Source organism: Streptomyces sp. NPDC093252 (assembly GCF_040683675.1).
Lineage (GTDB): Bacteria > Actinomycetota > Actinomycetes > Streptomycetales > Streptomycetaceae > Streptomyces.
Genome location: NZ_JBFBEM010000010.1, coordinates 315,670 through 337,958, shown reverse-complemented (window position 1 = coordinate 337,958; position 22,289 = coordinate 315,670). Strand labels below are relative to the sequence as shown.

At 71.3% G+C, this 22,289-nt stretch carries 22 protein-coding genes and 1 riboswitch; of the genes, 10 read left to right on the top strand and 12 right to left on the bottom strand.

Annotated elements, in window-relative coordinates; translation table 11 throughout:
- The first annotated feature begins 245 nt into the window (after positions 1-245).
- The 5 genes from AB0O01_RS22910 (at position 246) to AB0O01_RS22890 (ending at position 6,042) form a co-directional block, all read left to right on the top strand.
- Complete coding sequence (locus AB0O01_RS22910; protein ID WP_365315940.1) at positions 246-1,004, top strand: GntR family transcriptional regulator; 759 nt, start codon at positions 246-248, stop codon at positions 1,002-1,004.
- The gene (locus tag AB0O01_RS22905) at positions 1,001-1,594 is read left to right on the top strand and encodes an XRE family transcriptional regulator (protein ID WP_365315938.1); all 594 of its coding nucleotides are present in this window, start codon (positions 1,001-1,003) and stop codon (positions 1,592-1,594) included. The genes AB0O01_RS22910 and AB0O01_RS22905 overlap by 4 nt, the downstream gene beginning before the upstream one ends.
- Positions 1,595-1,736: 142 nt before the next feature.
- Entirely contained in the window at positions 1,737-2,258 is a 522-nt protein-coding gene (locus AB0O01_RS22900) for a GNAT family N-acetyltransferase (RefSeq protein ID WP_365315937.1), read from the top strand.
- Between the two features lie 45 nt (positions 2,259-2,303).
- Positions 2,304-2,457, top strand: a riboswitch (cobalamin riboswitch).
- 109 nt (positions 2,458-2,566) lie between these two features.
- The gene (locus AB0O01_RS22895; protein ID WP_365315935.1) at positions 2,567-5,026 is read left to right on the top strand and encodes a ribonucleoside-diphosphate reductase subunit alpha; all 2,460 of its coding nucleotides are present in this window, start codon (positions 2,567-2,569) and stop codon (positions 5,024-5,026) included.
- On the top strand, positions 5,017-6,042 hold the full coding sequence (locus AB0O01_RS22890; protein ID WP_365315933.1) for a ribonucleotide-diphosphate reductase subunit beta: 1,026 nt from the start codon (positions 5,017-5,019) through the stop codon (positions 6,040-6,042). The genes AB0O01_RS22895 and AB0O01_RS22890 overlap by 10 nt, the downstream gene beginning before the upstream one ends.
- On the opposite strand, the gene AB0O01_RS22885 is transcribed toward AB0O01_RS22890, so the two are convergent.
- Positions 5,955-6,230: a hypothetical protein gene (locus tag AB0O01_RS22885; protein WP_365315932.1), complete on the bottom strand. Its 276-nt coding sequence runs from the start codon at positions 6,228-6,230 to the stop codon at positions 5,955-5,957. The two genes, AB0O01_RS22890 and AB0O01_RS22885, sit on opposite strands and share 88 nt — an antisense overlap.
- Before the next feature lie 92 nt (positions 6,231-6,322).
- Between AB0O01_RS22885 and AB0O01_RS22880 the strand changes: the two genes are divergently transcribed.
- Positions 6,323-7,288 (top strand): helix-turn-helix domain-containing protein, encoded by a 966-nt coding sequence (locus tag AB0O01_RS22880; RefSeq protein WP_365315930.1) that lies wholly within the window; start codon positions 6,323-6,325, stop codon positions 7,286-7,288.
- Here the strand turns inward: AB0O01_RS22880 and AB0O01_RS22875 are convergent.
- The 10 genes from AB0O01_RS22875 to AB0O01_RS22830 form a co-directional block, all read right to left on the bottom strand.
- Positions 7,266-8,675, bottom strand: a complete 1,410-nt coding sequence (locus tag AB0O01_RS22875; protein ID WP_365315928.1) for a cytochrome P450 — start codon at positions 8,673-8,675, stop codon at positions 7,266-7,268. The two genes, AB0O01_RS22880 and AB0O01_RS22875, sit on opposite strands and share 23 nt — an antisense overlap.
- Positions 8,672-9,688 (bottom strand): multidrug MFS transporter, encoded by a 1,017-nt coding sequence (locus tag AB0O01_RS22870; RefSeq protein ID WP_365315986.1) that lies wholly within the window; start codon positions 9,686-9,688, stop codon positions 8,672-8,674. Before AB0O01_RS22870 ends, AB0O01_RS22875 begins: the two co-directional genes overlap by 4 nt.
- A gap of 357 nt (positions 9,689-10,045) precedes the next feature.
- The gene (gene def, locus AB0O01_RS22865; protein ID WP_365315926.1) at positions 10,046-10,696 is read right to left on the bottom strand and encodes a peptide deformylase; all 651 of its coding nucleotides are present in this window, start codon (positions 10,694-10,696) and stop codon (positions 10,046-10,048) included.
- Between the two features lie 183 nt (positions 10,697-10,879).
- The gene (locus tag AB0O01_RS22860) at positions 10,880-11,860 is read right to left on the bottom strand and encodes a hypothetical protein (protein WP_365315924.1); all 981 of its coding nucleotides are present in this window, start codon (positions 11,858-11,860) and stop codon (positions 10,880-10,882) included.
- A 149-nt stretch (positions 11,861-12,009) separates the two neighbouring features.
- On the bottom strand, positions 12,010-13,275 hold the full coding sequence (locus AB0O01_RS22855; protein ID WP_365315922.1) for an HD domain-containing protein: 1,266 nt from the start codon (positions 13,273-13,275) through the stop codon (positions 12,010-12,012).
- Complete coding sequence (locus AB0O01_RS22850; RefSeq protein WP_365315920.1) at positions 13,272-14,597, bottom strand: HD-GYP domain-containing protein; 1,326 nt, start codon at positions 14,595-14,597, stop codon at positions 13,272-13,274. The genes AB0O01_RS22855 and AB0O01_RS22850 overlap by 4 nt, the downstream gene beginning before the upstream one ends.
- A gap of 152 nt (positions 14,598-14,749) precedes the next feature.
- Positions 14,750-15,061, bottom strand: coding sequence for a mycothiol system anti-sigma-R factor (gene rsrA / locus AB0O01_RS22845; RefSeq protein WP_365315918.1), 312 nt, complete (start codon positions 15,059-15,061; stop codon positions 14,750-14,752).
- Positions 15,058-15,741 (bottom strand): RNA polymerase sigma factor SigR, encoded by a 684-nt coding sequence (sigR, locus tag AB0O01_RS22840; protein WP_365315916.1) that lies wholly within the window; start codon positions 15,739-15,741, stop codon positions 15,058-15,060. Before sigR ends, rsrA begins: the two co-directional genes overlap by 4 nt.
- Positions 15,742-16,000: 259 nt before the next feature.
- On the bottom strand, positions 16,001-16,645 hold the full coding sequence (locus AB0O01_RS22835; protein WP_365315914.1) for an alpha/beta family hydrolase: 645 nt from the start codon (positions 16,643-16,645) through the stop codon (positions 16,001-16,003).
- Between the two features lie 119 nt (positions 16,646-16,764).
- Complete coding sequence (locus tag AB0O01_RS22830) at positions 16,765-17,580, bottom strand: SOS response-associated peptidase (RefSeq protein ID WP_365315912.1); 816 nt, start codon at positions 17,578-17,580, stop codon at positions 16,765-16,767.
- 59 nt (positions 17,581-17,639) lie between these two features.
- Between AB0O01_RS22830 and AB0O01_RS22825 the strand changes: the two genes are divergently transcribed.
- From AB0O01_RS22825 to AB0O01_RS22810, 4 genes are all read left to right on the top strand, one after another.
- A complete protein-coding gene (locus AB0O01_RS22825) occupies positions 17,640-18,353 on the top strand; it encodes a M50 family metallopeptidase (RefSeq protein WP_365315985.1) in 714 nt (237 codons plus the stop codon).
- A 107-nt stretch (positions 18,354-18,460) separates the two neighbouring features.
- Positions 18,461-19,792 (top strand): 3-phosphoshikimate 1-carboxyvinyltransferase, encoded by a 1,332-nt coding sequence (gene aroA, locus AB0O01_RS22820; RefSeq protein WP_365315910.1) that lies wholly within the window; start codon positions 18,461-18,463, stop codon positions 19,790-19,792.
- 10 nt (positions 19,793-19,802) lie between these two features.
- Positions 19,803-20,816, top strand: coding sequence for a ribosome small subunit-dependent GTPase A (gene rsgA / locus AB0O01_RS22815; protein WP_365315908.1), 1,014 nt, complete (start codon positions 19,803-19,805; stop codon positions 20,814-20,816).
- A gap of 161 nt (positions 20,817-20,977) precedes the next feature.
- Positions 20,978-21,301 (top strand): multidrug efflux SMR transporter, encoded by a 324-nt coding sequence (locus AB0O01_RS22810; RefSeq protein WP_365315906.1) that lies wholly within the window; start codon positions 20,978-20,980, stop codon positions 21,299-21,301.
- 63 nt (positions 21,302-21,364) lie between these two features.
- On the opposite strand, the gene AB0O01_RS22805 is transcribed toward AB0O01_RS22810, so the two are convergent.
- Positions 21,365-22,009, bottom strand: a complete 645-nt coding sequence (locus AB0O01_RS22805) for a TetR/AcrR family transcriptional regulator (RefSeq protein ID WP_365315905.1) — start codon at positions 22,007-22,009, stop codon at positions 21,365-21,367.
- Between the last annotated feature and the right edge of the window lie 280 nt (positions 22,010-22,289).

The window sequence follows — 22,289 nt, the reverse complement described above, 5'->3', positions numbered from 1 at the left end:
GGGAAGCTCTACCGCAATGCGAATACGCCCTTGGATTCCTTCCACTTGAGGCGAGCGTCCCGCGAGCACTTGGAACCGGATGGCGAGCATCGCGGCTCGTGAGCTGGAAGTGGACACAGGGCTCCCCCGTGAGCGCATCATCACGTACGGTGTTTCTGCTTAAGTAGCTTTCACCTGATGCAGTAGCTTGTCAATGTCGACGAGGGTGAACTGCCCGACCGCCAAGGGAAATCAGAGAGCCACCCATGCCCCGAGAGGCGCCCTACCTTGAGGTAGCCAACGTGCTGCGCGCCCGCATCCTCGCGGGAGAATGGGCCGCCGGTGAGCGCCTGCCGTCGCGCGCGCAGCTCGCCGACGAATACGGCGTCGGCAGGAACGTCACCCAGCGTGCCGTCGACCGCCTGATCATCGAGGGACTCCTGGAAGGCCGCGCCGGATCAGGGACGTACGTCCGCAAGCCCCGCCCACGACTCCGTATGGTCCGCTCCCGGCATCGGGAACAGCGGGGCGGATCACCGTTCCGCGCCGACATGAAGGAGCAGGGAAAGAACGGAACTTGGGAGGCGCACAGCGCCGCCCGCACCCCCGCCCCGGAGCGCATCGCGGAGCGCCTGGCCATCGAGCCCGGAGACCTCTGCGTCGTCACGCGGTACGAGTTCCTCGGCGACGGTCAGCCGGTCCAGCTCTCCGAGTCGTGGGAGCCCATGGCGATCACGGACGGCACTCCTGTCGTGCTCCCCGAGATGGGTCCGCTCGCGGGCATGGGCGTGGTCGAGCGCATGAGGTCCATCGGCGTCGTCATCGACACCGCCGTCGAGATCCCACGCCCCGGCCGGGCCACCCAGGAACAGGCCAACCTGCTCGGCATCAGCCTCGGTGACCTGCTGCTCACGATCGAGCGCACCTACTACGACACGGACGGACGCCCCGTCGAGACGGCGGACATCGTCGTGCCGGATGTGCGCTGGGAAGTCGCGTACGAGTTCGGGGTCGACCGGCCATGAGGAGGGCACGGAGCCTGCCCAGGGTGGCCAGGGACCGCATCAAGACCGGCGCCGACCGGGAGATCCTCCAGACCTACCCCTACCGGTCCGCCGCACCTTCCTCGCTCTGGGGTGAGCTGGCTGACAGAGCCACCCGGGACATCTTCCTCGCGGGCTACACCAACTACTTCTTCTTCACCTCCGTCCCGGCGTTCCCGGAAACCCTGCGCCGCAAGGTCGCCTCCGGGGTCCGGGTCCGGTTCCTGGTCGGTGATCCCGAGGGGGAGGTCACCCGGCAGCGCGAGGCCGTCGAGGACACCGCCCTGAGCGTCTCCACCCGCATCCGCATCACCCTGGAGCACCTCCAGCGGCTCGGCACCTCGGAAGGGCTGGAGTTGCGCCACTCGGCGGCCGAGGACGCCGTGAACCATGTCAGCCTCAGCGTCTTCCGCTTCGACGACGACCTCCTCGTCACGCCCCACCTCGCCCGCCTCGTCGGCCACGACTCACCCCTCCTGCATCTGCGCCCGCACGGCGACGGAGGCATGGCCGACCGGTTCCGGGAGCACGCAGAGGAACTGTGGTCACGGGCACGTCCAGCCACCCTCTAAACGCCGCCACCCTCATCCCCCTCAGGGGCGCTGGGGGTACCCCCTCTGGGGGAGGAACTGCGCGACCAGCCCACCACCACCCGCACCCGACACCCCCACCCCCACCCCAGAACCCCGCGCCCCCACCCCCCAAACTCACCCCATGACCACCCGCATCAGACCCGCCACCCCCACCGAATACCCCCACCTGGGCACCCTCGTAGCCGACACCTACCTCACCGAGGGCTACCTCGACTTCGGCCCCGACGACCCCTACCTCCCCGTCCTCAAGGACGTCGCCGCCCGAGCCGCCCACGCCGAGATCCTCGTCGCCGAGGCCCCCGACGGGCTCACCGACCTCCCCGACGGCATCGCCGGCACCGTGACCTTCGTCCCACGCGGAGCGACCCCCATGGCCGACATCGCGACCGGCGACGAGGCGGAGATCCGGATGCTCGCCGTCGCCCCCAAGGCGCGCGGACACGGCATCGGCGAAGCCCTCGTCCGCGCCTGCGTCACCCGCGCCGCCGGCGCCCACCGCATCGTGCTGTCCACGCAGAGCGAGATGCACGCCGCCCACCGCCTCTACGAACGGCTCGGTTTCGTCCGCACCCCGCACCGGGACTGGAGTCCCGTCCCGCACCTGGACGACCTCACTCTCCTCACCTATGAGTTGACACTCTGAAACCACCGCGACACAACATCTGGGGGTGACACGACAGCCGGGCACTACATGTATGCTCATGCTCGCTGTCGCCGCAGGGGAATCCGGTGCGAATCCGGAACTGTCCCGCAACGGTGTACTTGTGCGTATTCGCGGAGCCATTCAGCCCCGTGTCCCGCCATGGTCAGTCCGAGGACCTGCCGACAGCGCGCCCGGCCACCCGGCCCGGGTGCCATGACGTCCGGGCCTCGTGGAATGGGCCGGTGGACGCGGCGCGCGGCACACACCCGCGCTCGTGAGTCACCGCCCCCTGCCCTCCCCGAGGCCCCGTGCCGAGCGAGGGAGAGCCCCACGTGACGATCGCGCCAGCAGACCCGGCTTCAGCAGCCACCCCCGCAGCCGTCCCCGGAGTCACTCCCGCAACCGTCCCCGGAGCCACTCCCACCCCGGACCCCGACACCCCCGGCACCACCCTCCTCCGCACCCTCACCGGCCTCACCGCCGACCTCCCCGACGCCGACCCCGGCCGGGTCGCCGCCGCCGCGCTGCGGGGCCGTTCCGCCCGTGCGGACGAGACGGAGCTGCGGGAGCTGGCGACCGAGGCCGCCGCCGGGCTGATCTCCGAGGACCCCGCCTACTCCCGCCTCGCCGCCCGGCTGCTGACCCTCTCCATCGCCGCCGAGGCCGCCTCCCAGGGCGTGACCTCCTTCACCGGCTCCGTGGCCACCGGCCACCGCGAGAGACTCATCGCCGACCGCACCCACGCCTTCGTACAGGCGCACGCCACCCACCTCGACGCGCTCATCGACCCCACCGCCGACGACCGCTTCGGCTACTTCGGCCTCCGTACCCTCCACAGCCGTTATCTCCTCCGCCACCCCATCACCCGCAAGGTGATCGAGACCCCCCAGCACTTCCTGCTGCGGGTCGCCGCCGGGCTCGCGGAGGACGGGAGTGCCCGCGCGCTGGACGAGGTGACGGCGCTGTACGGGCTGATGAGCCGGCTGGACTACCTCCCCTCCTCCCCCACCCTCTTCAACTCCGGCACGCGCCACCCGCAGATGTCGTCCTGCTATCTGCTCGACTCTCCCAAGGACGAGCTGGACTCCATCTACGACCGCTACCACCAGGTCGCCCGGCTCTCCAAGCACGCCGGTGGCATCGGGCTGTCGTACTCCCGGATCCGGTCGCGCGGTTCGCTGATCCGGGGGACGAACGGGCACTCCAACGGGATCGTGCCGTTCCTGAAGACCCTCGACGCGTCCGTGGCCGCCGTGAACCAGGGCGGGCGGCGCAAGGGCGCGGCGGCGGTGTATCTGGAGACCTGGCACTCCGACATCGAGGAGTTCCTGGAGCTGCGCGACAACACCGGTGAGGACGCCCGCCGGACGCACAATCTCAACCTCGCCCACTGGGTGCCGGACGAGTTCATGCGGCGGGTCGGGGACGATGGGATCTGGTCGCTGTTCTCCCCGGCCGATGTACCGGAGCTGGTCGATCTGTGGGGGGAGGAGTTCGACGCGGCCTACCGCGCCGCCGAGGCCAAGGGGCTGGCCCGTAAGACCCTCCCCGCCCGCGAGCTGTACGGGCGGATGATGCGGACCCTCGCGCAGACCGGCAACGGCTGGATGACCTTCAAGGACGCCGCCAACCGCACCGCCAACCAGACCGCCGAGCCCGGCCAGGTCATCCACTCCTCCAACCTCTGCACGGAGATCCTGGAGGTCACGGACGACGGGGAGACGGCCGTCTGCAATCTGGGGTCGGTCAATCTCGGCGCCTTCGTCGATCAGGGCAGGCCGGACGGCATCGACTGGGAGCGGCTGGACGAGACCGTCCGCACCGCCGTGACCTTCCTCGACCGGGTCGTGGACATCAACTTCTACCCGACCGAGCAGGCGGGCCGCTCCAACTCCCGCTGGCGGCCGGTCGGCCTGGGCGCGATGGGCCTCCAGGACGTCTTCTTCAAGCTGCGGCTGCCCTTCGACTCGCCGGAGGCGAAGGCGCTGTCCACCCGGATCGCCGAGCGGATCATGCTGGCGGCGTACGAGGCGTCCGCCGATCTCGCCGAGCGCGGCGGCCCGCTCCCGGCGTGGGAGCAGACCCGTACCGCGCGCGGGGTACTGCACCCCGACCACTACGGGGTGACCCCGACCTGGCCCGAGCGGTGGGCGGCGCTGCGCGAGCGGATCGCCGTCACCGGGCTGCGCAACTCCCTGCTGCTGGCCATCGCCCCGACCGCGACCATCGCCTCCATCGCCGGGGTGTACGAGTGCATCGAGCCGCAGGTGTCCAACCTGTTCAAGCGCGAGACGCTGTCGGGTGAGTTTCTTCAGGTGAACTCGTATCTGGTGCAGGATCTGAAGAATCTGGGGGTGTGGGACGCGCGGACGCGGGAAGCGCTGCGCGAGGCCAATGGGTCGGTGCAAGGGTTCGGGTGGATCCCGGAGGAGGTGCGGGGGCTGTACCGGACCGCCTGGGAGATCCCGCAGCGCGGGCTGATCGACATGGCCGCCGCCCGTACCCCGTATCTCGACCAGGCCCAGTCGCTGAACCTGTTCCTGGAGACGCCGACCATCGGGAAGCTGTCCTCGATGTACGCCTACGCCTGGAAGCAGGGGCTCAAGACCACGTACTACCTGCGCTCGCGCCCGGCGACCCGGATCGCGCGCGCCGCCCAGGGGCAGAGCAGCCGCCCCGAGCCGTCCATCCCCGTGCAGCAGGCCGCCGATCCCGAGGCCGTCGCCTGCTCCCTGGAGAACCCCGAGTCCTGCGAGGCATGCCAGTGATGTCCACCCACCGAAGCCAGAACCTGCTCGACCCCGGGTTCGAGCTGACGCTCCGCCCGATGCGCTACCCCGACTTCTACGAGCGCTACCGGGACGCCATCAAGAACACCTGGACCGTCGAGGAGGTCGACCTCCACTCGGACGTCGCCGATCTGGCGAAGCTCAGCGCGGCCGAGCAGCATCTCATCGGGCGGCTGGTCGCCTTCTTCGCGACCGGTGACTCGATCGTGGCCAACAACCTGGTGCTGACGCTCTACAAGCACATCAACTCACCCGAGGCGCGGCTCTATCTCTCCCGGCAGTTGTTCGAGGAGGCCGTGCACGTCCAGTTCTATCTGACGCTGCTGGACACCTATCTCCCCGACCCGGAGGACCGCAACGCCGCCTTCGCGGCCGTGGAGAGCATCCCCTCCATCCGGGAGAAGGCCGCGTTCTGCTTCCGCTGGATGGACTCGGTGGAGAAGCTGGACCAGTTGGAGAGCGCGGCGGACCGGCGGCGGTTCCTGCTGAATCTGATCTGCTTCGCCGCCTGCATCGAGGGGCTGTTCTTCTACGGGGCCTTCGCCTACGTCTACTGGTTCCGCAGCCGGGGTCTGCTGCACGGGCTGGCCACCGGCACCAACTGGGTCTTCCGGGACGAGACCATGCACATGTCGTTCGCGTTCGAGGTGGTCGACACCGTCCGCAAGGAGGAGCCGGAGCTGTTCGACGACCGGCTCCAGGAGCAGGTCACCGACATGCTGCGGGAGGCCGTCGAGGCCGAGCTGCAGTTCGCGCGCGACCTGTGCGGCGACGGGCTCCCGGGGATGAACACCGAGTCGATGCGGCAGTACCTGGAGTGTGTCGCGGACCAGCGGCTGACCCGGCTGGGCTTCGCGCCGGTCTACGGCTCCGAGAACCCCTTCGCCTTCATGGAACTGCAAGGGGTTCAGGAGCTGACCAACTTCTTCGAGCGGCGGCCCTCGGCGTACCAGGTGGCGGTGGAGGGCACCGTGGACCTGGACGAGGACTTCTGAGCGTCCGCACGCCCCGCTTCCGCACGGCCCGTTTCCCCCCGTTCGTTCTCCCCCCGCTCGGCCTCCCTGAGCTGGCGGTCGATGCGCGCCTCGCGCACCGCGCCGATCAGCGCGGGGAGGATCACGAGGAGCAGGATGCCGAGAACGGCCAGCATGCCGATGAGTCCTTCTGTCTGTGCGCTAGTCATGACATCAGTGTCCGACCCCATACTCCTTACCAACAGTGGCAGGACTGCCGTACGGCCTCGATTTCCTGCCAAGGGCGCGGCACACTGGCGGCATGCTGAACAACGTGGCCGTCGTGCTGCTCGACGGCGCTCACCCCTTCGAGCTGGGGGTCGTCTGCGAGGTCTTCGGCATGGACCGCAGCGAGGAGGGACTGCCGGTCTACGACTTCGCCGTGGTCTCCGCCGACGGCCCCAGCCTGACCACCCATGTCCCCGGCTTCACCCTCACCACCGAGCACGGCCTGGAGCGGCTGGAGAGCGCCGACCTGATCGCCGTCCCGGCGGGCAACGAGTACGTCGTACGGGACTATCCGCCCGCGCTGCTGGAGGCGCTGGTCCGGGCGGTCGACCGGGGGGCGCGGGTGCTCAGCGTCTGCTCCGGGGTGTTCGTGCTGGGCGCCGCCGGGCTGCTGGACGGGCGGCGCTGCGCCACCCACTGGATGCACGCCGAGGAGCTGTCCCGGCGCTTTCCGCGCGCCCGGGTCGAGCAGGACGTGCTGTATGTGGACGACGATCCGGTGATCACCTCGGCGGGGACCGCCGCCGGGATCGACGCCTGTCTGCACATCGTCCGCAAGGAGCAGGGCACGGATGTCGCCAACCGGATCGCCCGGCGGATGGTGGTGCCGCCGCACCGGGACGGCGGCCAGGCCCAGTTCGTCGAACGGCCGCTGCCCGCCTCGGCCTGCGACACCGTCGGCGGGGTGCTGGCCTGGATGGACCAGCACCTCGCCGAGGAGATGACGGTCGAGCAGCTCGCCGCGCGGGCGCTGATGTCACCGCGCACCTTCGCTCGCCGCTTCCAGCAGGAGACCGGCACCACCCCCTACCGCTGGATCCTGCGGCAGCGGGTGCTGCTGGCCCAGCGGCTGCTGGAGGCCACGGACGAGACGGTGGAGGGGATCGCCGCGCGGACCGGGTTCGGCTCGGCGGCGGCGCTGCGCCACCAGTTCCTGCGCGCGGTGGGGATCACCCCGAACGCCTACCGGCGCACCTTCAGGGGCCCGGAGGCCGCCTGACCCCGGGTTCCTCGCGCGCCACCGGGGTGAGCAGCAGCCGGTTGGGCCGCAGGGTGATGCCCACCCGGGTGCCGTCGTCGGAGCCGGCCACCTGCTCGAACCGGTACCGGGTGGCCACCGCCGCCGTGATCAGGGAGAGCTGCGCCATCGAGAAGTGATCGCTGGGGCACTTGCGATTGCCGACGCTGAACGGGCTCATGGCGTATTTCGGAACGTCCTCGGCCCGCCCGGGAAGCCACCGGTCGGGATCGAAGGAGAGGTTCTCGTCGTACGACCGCGGATCGCGCTGGACCGCGTACGGGCTGTAGACGATGTCCGCACCGGCCGGAATGCGATACCCGCCGAGTTCGGTGTCCTCCACTGCACGGCGGGTCAGTATCCATACGGCCGGACGCAAACGCATCGCCTCGACGACGACATTGTTGGTGTGGGTCAGCTTGCGGACGTCCCCGAATGCGACCGGGCGCCCGCCGGTGAGGGATTGGACCTCGTCGTGCACCTTGTCGGCGTGCTCCGGATGTTCGGCGAGGAGGTGGAGCAGCCACATGATCGTGGACGCCACGGTTTCACTGCCGGGCAGGACTATCGCGACCACCTGGTCGTGGATCTCCTGTTCCCCGATGGGGTCACCCTTTTCGTCCTTCGCCGACAGCAATGCCGTCAGCAAATCGTCCGGCTTTTGACCGGATGCCCGGCGCTCGGCGATGATCTCGTCCACCAGGAGATGCAAATCGGCCAAGGCCCGGTTGAATTTCCGGTTGGCCGGAAGCGGCAGCCGGTAGAGCGGGCCGAGCGGCACCACCATCCGCCGGTACATGCCCCGGAAGACCACCGCGAGCGCGTCGCAGAGCCGCTCCGCCCGCTCGTCCATGGAGTCGCCGCGCAGCAGACAGCGCGCCGCCACCCGCACCGCGACCCGGAACGCCTCGCCGGTGCACTCGATGGTCGCGCCGGGCTGCCAGCGCTCGGTCAGCGCATGGGCCTCCTCCTCCATGATCGGCCCGTAGGCCGGGATGGCGTCGAGCCGGAAGGCGGGCTGGATGGTGCGCCGCTGGCGGCGGTGGCGCGGGCCGTTGGCGGTGGCCACGCCCTCCTTGCCGAGCAGGCCCTCCAGGGACTCCCAGAGCGGGCCGTCGATCTTGTAGTTGGGGTCGAGGGCGAGCGCCCCGGTCAGTTCCGGGGTGGTGACGGCGTACACCGTCTTGGGGCCGAGCTTCAGCCGCACCACCTCGCCGTGGGCGCGGAGCCCGGACATGAAGCCGAGCGGGTCGCGCACCAGTTTCAGGCCGTGCCCGACGAGGGGCACGCCGCCCCCCGCGAGGGGCGCTTCGCGCAGTTCCCCGGACCCGGGGGCGGTGGGTTCGGGCCTCACCGACTCGACGGTCATTTCTCACCTGCCGCTTCGTTGTTGACGTACGGGGGCGTGGACCGGTCGTCCCAGTTGTCGACCTTGTACCGGCCGGATTCATGGTGGAACCAGTAGACGGAACTGAACCAGTTCCGCATGTTCGCGACGCAGGCACGAACGGCCGCACCGAATTCTTTTCCGGCGACCGTGCCGTCGCCGTCGAGTTCGTCGGCGAATCGCAGGGTCTGCTGTTCGGCGACCAGGAATTCGGATATACATTCCTCGACCCGGCGCCGCACTTCTCCGACGGATTCTTCGAGGGTCAGTCCCTCATGGGTGACAAGACTGATCCCGAGATTGTGCACCTCGGCGCCCGCGATTTCCTTGGGCAGCGAACAGAGGTCGTTGTACCAGGCGGCGAATTCCTGACTGAGCAGCGCCGCCCGGCGAAAGGCCGGGTGTCTGCGCACCGGGCGCGGGAGTTCCAGCCCGGCGGCCGGCTCCAGCAGATCCGTCCAGATCCAGTGCGCGAAGGTCAGCCGGCGCAGCGCGAGATATTCCTCGACGCCGGGGACGATCCCCTCGGTGCGGTGGTGGAACTCGCGGTCGTACGCCTCGATGACCGCGTGGAAGTGCCGTGCGAATCGGGCGTTCCAGGTGCCCGGCAGAAAGGACAGCAGCCGGGACACGCTGTCCGCGAACCCCGCGACCAGGGGATCCTTGTGGTGCAGGTGGTCCCCGGGGGCGTCGAGGGCCGCGTGCAGCCGCTGCCGCAGCCGGCGCCAGGACTCGGGGCGCCGGTGCACGATGTCCCGGTCGTGGCGGTCGTCCCAGACGAAGAACCAGGTGCTGTAGTCGCCTATCGCCTGAAGGACGTCATCCGGGGCGCCGAGGTAGAACCCGGCCATGAGGTCGGTGTAGCAAAGTCCATCGGCATATTCCTCCACTGTGTCGGCCGGCATGAGCCGCATTTCGAGCAGCCAGGTGCGGGTCTTCTCCTGGAGCCGGGGCCAATACGGGTGGAGCTGCCGCACAAACGCCGACTCGATCACCGGGAGAGAGAGCGATGGTGGGATCGCGGTCGTCGTCGCTGTGGTGCCGTGTGGGAAAGACACGAACAAACCCCTCTCAGCCGCCAGTCGCGCACACCCTTCCCGCGTACCGGGCGTGCGCCGTTGCGTATCCCCGCACTTCCCATTCAGCACCACGACTGACCTATCTGGGAACGGATTTGCTTCATTCACTACCCCAACATGCCCCGATTCCCCTCTTGCGTGACCGATTGTGGATCAGTAGGAGTGCTCATCCGATCGCCCCTCCGACTCGAACGCGCGAGGGACAGACGAACGGCGCCCGACCGGTTTCCCTCCCGGTCGGGCGCCGTTCGTCCGGCTGCGGCGCGCAGCCGCTCAGTCGTTGGGGACGACGGGGTAGCGCGGCTCGTTCTCGGCCATCTGACGCAGCGCGTCCTTGCGCTCCCGCTTGGACAGCCGGTCGATGTAGAGGTACCCGTGCAGGTGGTCGGTCTCGTGCTGCAAACACCGAGCGAAGTAGCCGCTGCCCCGCACCTTGATCGGGTTGCCCCGCTCGTCCTGCCCGGTCACCTCGGCGTAGTCCGGGCGCGCGAGCGGCGCGTACGCCCCCGGCACCGACAGACAGCCCTCGTTGCTGTCGTCCAGGCTCCGCCGCTCCGCGGGCAGCTCCACGACCTTCGGGTTGCAGACGACGCCCACATGCCGGTTGCCGTCGTCGTCCGGGCAGTCGTAGACGAACACCTTCAGATCGACGCCGATCTGATTGGCGGCGAGCCCGACGCCCTCGGCGGTACGCTGGCTGGCGAACATGTCGTCGACCAGCGCGCGCAGCTCGTCGTCGAAGACCGTGACGTCCCGGCACTCCTTGTGCAGCACCGGATTGCCGACCACGGTGATCGCCCGCGAGGTGCCCCGCTCACGATGGGCCAGCTCCCGCTCCGCGCCGCCCTCCGTGTCCACGACAAACCCGTCCTCATCGACGGGAAGCACGCCCGCGTGCTGCTGTTCGGTGTCCTGCTGAGCCATGACGGACGTATGCCTTCCTAGCAAATTCTTCCGGTGCGATGCGGATACAGGGTACGCGCGACGCCGACGGCAAGGGGCGCGGGGAACTGCGCGAGAAGCGACCACGGCCCGCACCCGCCCACTACCCAGGGGCGCGGGGAACTGCGCGAAGAGCGACCACGGCCCGCACCCGGCGATAAAACATCAGCACACCTCTTCGAGATCCCGCCAGTCCCGAGCCTCCGGCGCATCCGCCACCCACCCGTCCAGCAACCCCCGCACCAACGAAGCCGGCGCAGCCACCCCGCACTCCCGCTCCGGCACCCACAACTGCCCGTCCGTCCGGTGCCCCAGCGGCCCCGGCTGGCCCGGCTCGCTGTGGTCGTGGGGATCCAGATGCTCCCCGTCCCCCTCGTCCGACGGCATCCGCGACTCCGAGCACAGCCGGCACAGCAGCCGTACCGACGACGACCAGTCCTCCGCCGCGAACCCGGCGTCCGCGGCGAGCTGCTCCAGCGCGTCCCGGTCGGCCTCGGTCGCCGCGTCCAGCAGCACCACCCAGGTCGGCACGGGCGACGGCGCCCACAGCTCGATCTCGTCGAAGACCGGATAGGCGTGCCCGGCGGAGGTGGTCCGCTCGCCGTGCGGCACCCCGTCGTGCAGGACGACCTCGCCCCAGCGCCGCCCGGACGACGGCAGCGGAATGGACAGCACCTCGATCCGCGCCGGATCCAGCCGCCGCCCCCACACCACCTCGGCCTCGCCCTCCGGGGAGAGCCGGACCGCCGCGCTGCCCAGATCCATGCCGACCGGCTCACCGGAGTCGGTGGCGCCCCCCGGTACGTGCAGCCCGTACGCCTGCCAGGCGCGGCGGGCCAGCGGCCAGTCCTGGAGGGCGGTGGCGGCGATCCCGACGTTCCACCAGTCGGGTGCCCCGGTCTCCCGGTCCAGCAGGGCGACCGCGCGGAGCCCGGCGGCCCGCGCCTGCTCCCAGTCGTGCCGGAACTTGTGCAGCAGGGCCAGGTTGAACCAGGACTCCGACAGCCAGGGCTCCAGATCGGCCGCCCGGGTCAGCAGCGCTCCGGCGTCCTCGTACCGGCCGTCGCCGATCAGCGTGAACGCGCGGTCCGTGGCCTGCCGCCAGGAGGCGGAGGGCCGGTGACGTCCCTTGCCGAAGATCCTCACGATTCCCGCCTGCCAGTTCCGTTCGGTGGGCCGGCCGAGCCCCCGGACACCCTCTTCCTCGCATCCAACCACGTACCGCTGGAAGGGCGCTCATTACCCATGGGTTACCCAGCGGGGCCCGGGGTCAGACCCGCTGTGCGCACCCAGGCTCACCCGCTGCCGCCCTGGTGGGCCAGCACCCGGGCGAGGGCCTCCACGACCTCCGGGGCGTAGTCCCCGGCGGTGCCCAGCCGCAGTTCCTCCAGCGCGGTGAGCGGCCCTCCGGGACCGGCTTCCCGCGCTTTCTCCTCGTACGCGTTGACCGCCCTGACGATCCTCGCCGCCACGGGCTGTTCGCGGTAGGGGTCGGCCTGGCGTTCCACGACCGCGGCGACGGCGGCGTCGACGCCGGTCTGGCGGACGACCGCCCCGCCGAGCAGCGCTATCCGGCGCTGTTCCGCGGCGGGCAGTTCGGCGGTGGCCCCGGCCGGGACCGGGTCGACCAGGCTGAGCTGGCCGATGTCGTGCATCAGGGCGGCGTACTCCAGCACGGTCAGCTCCGGCTCGGTGAGCCCGAGGTCCCGGCCGACGGCCTGGCTGAGGGCGGCGACCCGGTGGGCGTGCCCGGCCGGGGTGTACCCGGCGATCTCGGTGGCGCGGGCCAGGGAGGCGATGGTCTGGCGGTAGGTGGCGCGGACGGCGGAGTAGCGGCGGAAGGTGACCTGGGCCAGCAGCAGGGGCAGCGCGAACAGCGGCAGCGCCCACAGCCCGGCGACCGCGACCCCGAGCGCCATGACCGCGCCGGTCGCGCACACCGCCGAGCCGATCCCGCGCATCGCCCGCAGTTCCTCGCGCAGCAGCGGGCCGAACGGCCACCCGGTGCGGGCGTGCGCCAGCGCTCCGGCCAGCACGGCGTCGCAGAGCGCGGTCAGGGCCAGGATCAGGATGAGCAGCAGGGCGTAGCCGGGGCCGCCCCAGTCGTCGAACACCCCCTGCCGGTACAGGGGATGGAAGCAGACGGCGGCGAAGCCGACGGTCAGGACGCGCCGGGTGAGATGGTCGAGGGTCGGGCCGCGCCGGCGCGCGATGTGCGGGACGCTCCCGGCCAGGGTCGCCGCGAAGACGACGGTGACGACCTGGACGACTCCGTGCTCGGTCGGCGTCCCGGCCACCGAGCCGAGCAGCGCGTACGAGAGCGCCCCGGCCGTGGCGAGCGGGGCGGCGTCGCGGCCCTCGGTCCAGGTCCAGCGGGTCAGCTCGCCCACAGCCACCAGGATCCCGAACACCAGTGCGATCCCTCGTCCGGCCAGCCCGTGCCACAGGGTCAGGGCGAGGCAGAAGCAGGCGGCGAGCCCGGCGTAGCCGTGCAGCAGCCCGCACAGCACCCGGCCCGCCCTCCGCTCCGGCGCCCGGCCCGGCACGGTGCTCGCGGTCATCGGTGCGCCCCCTGGCGGCGGACCGCCGGGAGGGAGATCCGGGGGGCGCGGGGCTCGTCGGAGGTGACGGCCGGGTGCCAGCCCGTCGGCTGGTCGCCGGTGGGGGCCCGGCCCAGCGCCCGGATCAGCGCCTCGACCATCCGCGGGTCGAACTGCGCGCCCGCGCAGCGCCGCAGTTCGGCGAGCGCGACCGGGACGGGGCGGGCCCGGCTGTAGGAGCGGGTGGAGGTCATGGCGTCGAAGGCGTCGGCGACGGCGACGACCCGGGCGGGTTCGGGGATCTGGCTGCCGGCCAGGCCGTAGGGGTAGCCGCTGCCGTCGAGGCGTTCGTGGTGGTGGAGGATCGCGGAGCGGGCCTCGCCGAGGAAGCCGATGCCGCGCACCATCTCGTGGCCGTACTCCGGGTGCAGTTCGATCACCCGGCGTTCCTCGGGGGTGAGGGGGCCGTCCTTGCGGAGCAGCCGGGTGGGGACGCCGAGCTTGCCGACGTCGTGCAGGATCCCGGCGAAGCGGATGAGTTCGACGCGCTCCTCGTCCAGGCCGAGTTCCCGGGCTATCAGCATGGACGCCTGGCCGACCCGCTCGCTGTGGCCGCGGGTGTAGCCGTCCTTGATGTCGACGGCCTGGACCAGCGCGCGGATGGTCGCCTGATGGGCGGCGCTCTCCCGGTGGTACTGGGCGAACGCCCACCAGGAGACACACATCGGCAGCAGCACCAGCAGCGCGGCGACCGGCCCGTACGGGCTGCGCCACAGCACGGCCATCATCAGCCCGGCGAGTCCGTGCACGGCGATCGGCCCGAGCGAGCGGGACAGCAGCCCCCGCCAGGCCCGCCGGGCGGGGACGCCCTCGGCCAGGACGAGGATGCCGCCGTCGAGGGCGGTGAGGGCCAGGCCGAAGGCGAGGACGGCGGCGGTGGCCGGGACCAGGGCGTAGGGGAAGTCGGAGGCGACCACCGCGTCCCGGCCGCCGAACACCCAGTGGGCGTGGGTCGCGGTCCAGACGGCGACCACCAGCCGCGCGGCCCGCCACAGCCGCCGCCAGCCCCGCGGGCTCTCCTCGACCTCGGCGAGCAGCGCCCCCGGCAGCACCACCAGCGCGGCGGCGGGCGGCGGCAGCAGAAACGCCCCGGCGAGCAGCACGGGGTAGCAGGTACCGGCGAAGCGGCGCCGGGCGAGCCGCTCCCCGGCCGCGTGCAGCACGGCCAGGGCGGCGACGGCCCACCAGGGGGTGCGCAGTCCGATGACGGGGGTGAGACAGGCGAGCGCGGTCAGCGCGGTACCGGCGATGTACACACGGGCCTGTGCCGGTCTCGCCGCCATGACGCCCTCCCCCGCCCCCGACCATGCCTGTCCAGGCTCCGGAGCCTAGGACGGCGGGGCGGGGAACGCGGGCGGATAACCCGTCGATTAGCACGTTCGGGTGACGCGAGGCGGTCCCGGAGGCGGGCCGGGACCGGGGGCGCGGGGGGGGGTCAGGACTCCTGTGCGGCGGTGCTGCTGGCGGTCACGTCGTGGTCGGGCGCGGTCTGTCCGGAGCGGATCAGCTCCAGCCGGCCCATCACCTTGGCCCGCAGATCGCTGGGCACGTCGTCATGGCCGCAGCAGCGCTTGACCAGCTTCTTCACGGCCTGCTCCAGGCCGTACTTCTCCAGGCACGGGGAGCACTCCTCGAAGTGCTGCTGGAACTTGTCCCGGTCCAGGTCGGGCATCTCGCTGTCGAGGAACTCGTACAGATGGTCGAGTACCTCACTGCAGTCCGTCTCGTGCGGCTCTCCGCAGCTCATGAGCCCGAGCCTTTCGCGTCGTTCGACTCTCCGGCGCCCGCCGGGACGAGCCCGCGGTCACGGGCGTAGTCCTCCAGCATTCCGCGCAGTTGGCGGCGTCCCCGGTGCAGCCGGGACATCACCGTACCGATGGGTGTCCCCATGATGTCCGCGATCTCCTTGTAGGCAAAGCCCTCGACATCCGCGAGATAGACGGCGATGCGGAATTCCTCGGGGATCGCCTGGAGCGCTTCCTTCACATCCGAGTCGGGCAGATGGTCCAGCGCCTGCGACTCGGCGGAGCGCAGACCGGTCGACATGTGCGACTCGGCGCGGGCGAGCTGCCAGTCCTCGATCTCCTCGGCCGCGGAGCGCTGGGGTTCGCGCTGCTTCTTGCGGTACGAGTTGATGAAGGTGTTGGTGAGGATCCGGTACAGCCATGCCTTGAGGTTGGTGCCCTCGCGGAACTGGTGGAAGGACGCGTACGCCTTGGCGTAGGTCTCCTGCACCAGATCCTCGGCGTCGGCCGGATTACGCGTCATGCGCAGCGCGGCCGAGTACATCTGGTCGAGGAATTCCAGCGCGTCCCGCTCGAAGCGCGCGCTGCGCTGGGCGGTCGTCTCCGCGCCGCCGCCCCGGCCCTCGGGCTGCTCCGCCTGGCCGTAGTCGGTCCCTGCGTCGGTACCGGGAACCGGACCCACCTCCTCAAGTTTCCGGGCAGGACCGAACCCGGTCCCACCAGAATCGGAGGATAGACGACGATCCGCTCCGGCCGCCGCTCGAAGGGGAGCGGTCCTGGCCGTGTGCAGCACCGTCCACTCCAGGTCGGACTGCGAGGCGCGGCTCGGGACGGTGGTCGAACCCATGCGGCGGACTTCCTCTCCTAGGCTGTCGGTGCCGGTGCCCCGGCCCTTCTGTCCGCCTTCAACAGCAGGCAAAGCGCGGGCATTCCCCCACCCGTCAGCCCAGCCCCCGCACCCACTCCGCCACCCGGTCCGTGACGATCGTCACTGCCTCGTCCTGGCTGATGGGGGCCGTCTTCGGCACCGCGAGCCCATGATCGGCGTACGGCACCTCGGCCAGTGCGTAGGAACCGCCCGGCGGGAACTCGGCGGGGCGTCCGAAGGGGTCGTTGCCGCCCTGGACGACCAGGGTGGGCACCCCGGCGCCGAGCAGTTCACCGGCGCGGGACTTCTCCGGGCGGCCCGGCGGGTGCAGCGGGAAGCTGAGCGCGAGCACGGCGGCGGCGCCCAGCTCCCGGGCCGTGCGGCAGGCGACCCGGGCGCCCGCGCTGCGGCCCCCGGCGATCACCGGCAGCCCGCGCGCGGCGAGCGCGGGCCACAGTCCCCGCCAGCCGGTGTCCAGGGTCTTCGGGGCCGGGGCGACCTTCTTCCCGGCGACCCGCCAGGGCTGCTCCACCAGGGCGACGGTCACCCCGTGGGCGGGCAGGACGGCGGCGAGGGCCTGGAGGTCACGGGCGCCGATGCCGCCGCCCGCGCCATGGCTCACGGCCAGCACCTGGCGCTGCGCGCGGGCCGGGTGCCAGGTGATCCGGGCGGGGCCGGTGTCGGTGGCGACGGTCTCGGTGGTCTCGCTGCCCGTCATGTCGGCGCCCGTCCGTTCGTTTCGCTTTTCGTTCGTTTTACTTCTCGTTCGTTTTGCTTCTCGTTCGTTCCCGTGCCGCCCATGGCCGGTGTCACCGGTGATCCTGCCGTACCGGGCGGTCAGAACAGGGTGCCCTCCTCCGGACCGGCGAGTTCCTTGAGGAGTTCCGGGCCGTTGTTGCGGACGTTGCTGACGGCGGTGGAGACCGGGTAGGCGCGCATCAGGCCGGGGGGCGGCGGGGCCAGCAGGGAGCGCAGGTCCTCGGGGTCGGTGCGGGACGGGTCCAGCCAGTCGTCCCAGCGGTCCGGGGTGAGCATCAGCGGCATCCGGGGGTGGATCTCGGCGAGGGCGTGCGGCCCGTCGGCGGGGGACACGGCGAGGGGGCCCGTCTCCGCCTCGGTGGTGATCACCGAGCAGGTCACCCACCAGGCCAGCGGGTGCTCGTCGGGCAGGGTGCGGTCGCGCCAGAACTCGTACAGCCCGGCCATCGCGAAGACCGAGCCGTCGGCGGGGAGCACGAAGTACGGCTGCTTGCGGGGCCGCTTCTTCTTGCCCTCGACCTCCAGTTCCCGCTCGTCCTTGCCGGTGACCCACTCGTAGTAGCCGTCGGCGGGCAGGATGCAGCGGCGGGTGGCGAAGGCGCGGCGGTAGGAGGGCTTCTCGTGGACGGTCTCCGCGCGGGCGTTGATCATCCGGGCGCCGCCCTCGGGGGTCTTGGCCCAGGACGGCACCAGTCCCCACTTCAGCTTGCGGAGCTGGCGAACCGGACGAGGGTCCTCCGCGTCTTTGAGGGCACGGTCCAGGACCGCGTAGACCTCTTTGGTCGGGGCGACGTTGTAGTCGGGCGCGAGGGTCTCCTCCGGCTCCCACTTCTCGATCTCAAAGATTCCTGCGAGATCCTCGGGCCTACGACTCGATGCATACCGTCCGCACATACGTGCCACACTGCCAGATCGGCCAGGGAGACAGGGAGCGCCCCGGACACATGGGCACCATGGACACCACCTCAGCCACCTCCCTCTGGGACGAACTCACCGGCACCCAGCCCGCCCCCGACCTGTGGGTGGTGATCGGGACCCTGCTGCTCGCCCTGGTGATCGTCGTCCCGCAGGGGCCCTGGCGGATATCCCGGAACGCGATCACCATCGCCCACGAGGGCGGCCACGGCCTGATCGCCCTGCTGACCGGGCGCACGCTCACCGCGATCCGGCTGCACTCGGACACCAGCGGGCTGACCGTGAGCCGGGGCAAGCCGCACGGCATCGGCATGATCCTCACCGCCGCCGCCGGCTACACCGCCCCGCCGCTGCTCGGGCTCGGCGGCGCCGCCCTGCTCGGCTCCGGCCGGATCACCCTGCTGCTGTGGCTGGCGACGGGGCTGCTGCTCGCGATGCTGGTGATGATCCGCAACGCGTACGGCGTGCTGACGGTGTGCCTCAGCGGGGCCGCGTTCCTGCTGGTGTCCTGGCTGGCGGGGCCCCAGGTGCAGGCCGCCTTCGCGTACGCGGTGGTGTGGTTCCTGCTGGTGGGCGGGGTGCGCCCGGCCTTCGAGCTCCAGGCCAAGCGCTCGCGCGGCGGCGCGGGCGACTCGGACGCCGACCAGCTCTCGCGGCTCACGCATGTCCCGGCGGGCCTGTGGTTCTTCCTGTTCCACGCGGTGTCGCTGTGCTCGCTGATCGGCGGCGGCCGGTGGCTGCTGGAGGTGTGACCGGCTCACGCGCCGGGGAGCGGGCCGACGGACGACGTGACAGATCCCGTCCCCGCCTCGCCGTGGAGGCAAAACACCGCCCACCCCACCCCTTATAAGGTGGGTGTATGGTCCCCAACACCACGCACACCGCCCTCTGGCCCGCCCCGCACGCGAGCGGAGCCGTCGACGCGACGGTCCACGTGCCGGGGTCCAAGTCGGTCACCAACCGCGCCCTCGTGCTCGCCGCCCTCGCCTCCGAGCCCGGCTGGCTGCGCCGCCCGCTCCGCTCCCGCGACACCCTGCTGATGGCCGGCGCCCTGCGCGCGATGGGCGTGGGCATCGAGGAGACGGTGTCGTCCAGCTCCTCCGTCGCGGGGGGCTCCGGCGAGGCGTGGCGGGTGCTCCCGGCCGGGCTGAGCGGCGACGCCACCGTCGATGTCGGCAACGCCGGCACGGTGATGCGGTTCCTGCCGCCGGTCGCCACCCTCGCCGACGGCCCGGTCCGCTTCGACGGCGACCCCCGCTCCTACGAGCGCCCCCTGCACGGCGTGATCGACGCGCTGCGGGTGCTGGGCGCCCGGATCGACGACGAGGGGCGGGGCGCGCTGCCGCTGACCGTGCAGGGCTCGGGGGCGCTGGACGGCGGCCCGGTGGAGGTCGACGCGTCCTCGTCGTCGCAGTTCGTCTCCGCGCTGCTGCTGTCCGCCCCGCGCTTCAACCAGGGGGTGGAGGTCCGGCACATCGGCTCCACCCTGCCGTCGCTGCCGCACATCCGGATGACGGTGGACATGCTGCGCGCGGTCGGCGCCCAGGTGGACACCCCGGAGTCGGGCGGCGAGCCCAATGTCTGGCGGGTGACGCCGGGCGCGCTGCTCGGCCGCGATCTGGTCGTCGAGCCGGATCTGTCCAACGCCCAGCCGTTCCTGGCGGCGGCGCTGGTGACCGGCGGCAAGGTGGTGATCCCGGACTGGCCGGCCCGTACCACCCAGCCCGGCGACCGGCTGCGGGAGATCTTCACCGAGATGGGCGGCTCCTGCGAACTGACGGACTACGGACTGGAGTTCACCGGCTCCGGCGCCATCCACGGGGTGGACGTCGACCTGGGCGAGGTCGGTGAGCTGACCCCCGGCATCGCGGCGGTCGCGGCGCTGGCCGACTCCCCCTCCACCCTGCGCGGGGTGGCCCATCTGCGGCTGCACGAGACGGACCGGCTGGCCGCGCTCACCAAGGAGATCAACGAACTCGGCGGCGATGTCACCGAGACCGCCGACGGACTGCGCATCCGCCCGCGCCCGCTGCACGGCGGGATCTTCCACACCTACGAGGACCACCGGATGGCCACCGCGGGCGCGATCATCGGCCTGGCGGTGAAGGACGTACGGATCGAGAACGTGGCCACGACGGCGAAGACCCTGCCGGACTTCCCCGAGCTGTGGACCGGGATGCTCGGGGCGTAGGGACCACGCCATGCGCCGCTACGGCAAGCACACCGACGAGGACGACATCCGTTCGCGCCCCAACCGCAAGGGCAACCGGCCGCGCACCCATATCCGCCCCAAGCACGAGGACGCGGCCGAGGGCATGGTCCTCACGGTCGACCGGGGCCGGCTGACCTGTCTGGTCGAGGACCGCACGGTGGTGGCGATGAAGGCCCGGGAGCTGGGCCGCAAGGCGGCCGTGGTCGGCGACCGTGTCGCCCTGGTCGGCGATCTCTCCGGCATGAAGGACACTCTGGCCCGGATCGTCCGGATCGAGGAGCGCACCTCGGTACTGCGCCGCACGGCGGACGACGACGACCCCTACGAGCGGGTGGTCGTCGCGAACGCCGATCAACTGGCGATCGTCACCGCCCTCGCCGACCCCGAGCCCCGCCCCCGCCTGATCGACCGCTGCCTGGTGGCGGCGTACGACGGCGGGCTCGACCCGGTCCTCGTGATGACCAAGTCGGACCTGGCCTCCCCCGACAAACTGCGGGAGCTGTACGGCGACCTGGACATCCCGTTCGTCGTGACCAGCCGGGAGGAGCTGGAGAGCGGAACGGCGGCGGAGCGGGTCGCGGAGCAGCTCGCCGGGAAGGTAACGGCGTTCGTCGGGCACTCCGGCGTCGGCAAGACCACCCTGGTCAACGCGCTGGTGCCGGCGGACCGGCGCCGCCTGACCGGCCATGTCAACGCGGTGACCGGCCGCGGCCGGCACACCACCACCTCGGCCCTCGCGCTCCCCCTGGCCGGTGACTCCGGCGGCTGGGTCGTCGACACCCCGGGCGTCCGGTCCTTCGGCCTCGCCCACATCGATCCGTCCCGGGTCATCCACGCCTTCCCCGACCTGGAGCCCGGCACCGCGAACTGCCCGCGCGCGTGCAGCCACGACGAGCCGGACTGCGCGCTGGACGAGTGGGTCGCCGAGGGCCACGCGGACCCCGCCCGCCTCTACTCGCTGCGCCGCCTGCTGGCCACCCGGGAGCGCCGGGAAGGTGACTGACCGGTGACTGACCTTGGCGTTGTTTGATCCCTTCCAGGCCCGGTAAGTGCATAATCGCAACAGCCGTATGCGGCCCATACATCCCTATACACCTACCTAGCGGCCCATTTGACGAATGGTCACAGAGCGTCACCGAACGCTGAGTTACGGGAGGATTGCACATGGCGTGGCTGCTGGTCATCGTCGCGGGGCTGCTCGAAACGGGCTTCGCCGTCTGTCTGAAGCTGTCGCACGGCTTCACCCGACTCTGGCCGACCGTCGCCTTCTGCGTCTTCGCGCTGGGCAGCTTCGGTCTGCTCACCCTGGCCCTGAAGAAGCTGGACGTGGGCCCGGCGTACGCGGTGTGGACCGGGATCGGCGCGGCCGGTACCGCGATCTACGGGATGATCTTCCTCGGTGATCTGGTCTCGACCCTGAAGATCATCTCGATCAGCCTGGTGATCATAGGGGTCATCGGCCTCCAGCTCTCGGGGTCGGCACACTGATCCCGTATAGGGGGCTCCCTCGCCGGGGACCTCCCTCTCTCGGCGCTCCCTCTCTGGGGGTTCTCACCCGCCCTGGCGGGACAGGGCGCCCCGGATAAGCCCGGCCACCCCGCCCTCCCCGGGGGGCGCGGCCACGCAGGACAGGGCGAGGCGCACCGCCAGTTCGCAGAAGCGGGCCAGTTCGGCGGGGTCGCCGAGGTGGGTGTGATGGGCGGGATGGGTTTGGTGGGCTTGGTGGGCTTGGTGAGCGGTGGAGAGAACGGCGACGGCCCGGTCCCGGACGAGGGTCACGAAGTCCCCGGGTGAGGGCAGCGGACCATCGGCCCTGCGCTGGGCGGGGACAGCCGAGGACGACGGCACGGCGGCGAGGGACGGGGCGGGCAGCCGCTCGCTCCAGCAGCCCGTGAGCATGGCTTTGACCAGGGCGTTCTTCCGGGCGGCGAGGGTGGTCCACTCGGCGGTGGCGGTGAGCCGCTCCCGGGCGTCGAGGGGGGTGGCCAGCGCGCGTTCCACCCCGGCGAGATAGCTGTCGGCCTCGCGGCGGACCAGGGCGCGGGCGAGACCGTCCTTGCTGCCGAACTCGTTGTAGAGCGTCTGCCGGGACACCCCGGCCGCCGCGGCCACATCCACCATCCGCACCGCCGGCCACGGCCGCCGGGCGAGCGCGGTGTAGGCGGCGTCGAGCAGGGATTCCCGAGCAGCAGGCATCCTCGCCTCCCAGGGGGAACGACACTCCCGCCCACATTTGACGCGCCGAGGTGAGGTGTCAAGGGCCCGCGCGCTTTGGGTGCCCGGGGAGCGGGGCTCTCGACGGGATCGGGGGCCCGCCCTTCGACGGGACCCGGGAGGCGTCCTTCACCGGGAGCGGTGAGCCATCCCTCGGCGGGAGCGGTGAGTCATCCCTCGCGGGAGCGGTGAGCCACCCTCGGCGGGAGCCGCGACCCGCACCTCGCCGGGATACACGCCCCGCGCCTCTGCGGGAGCCGTA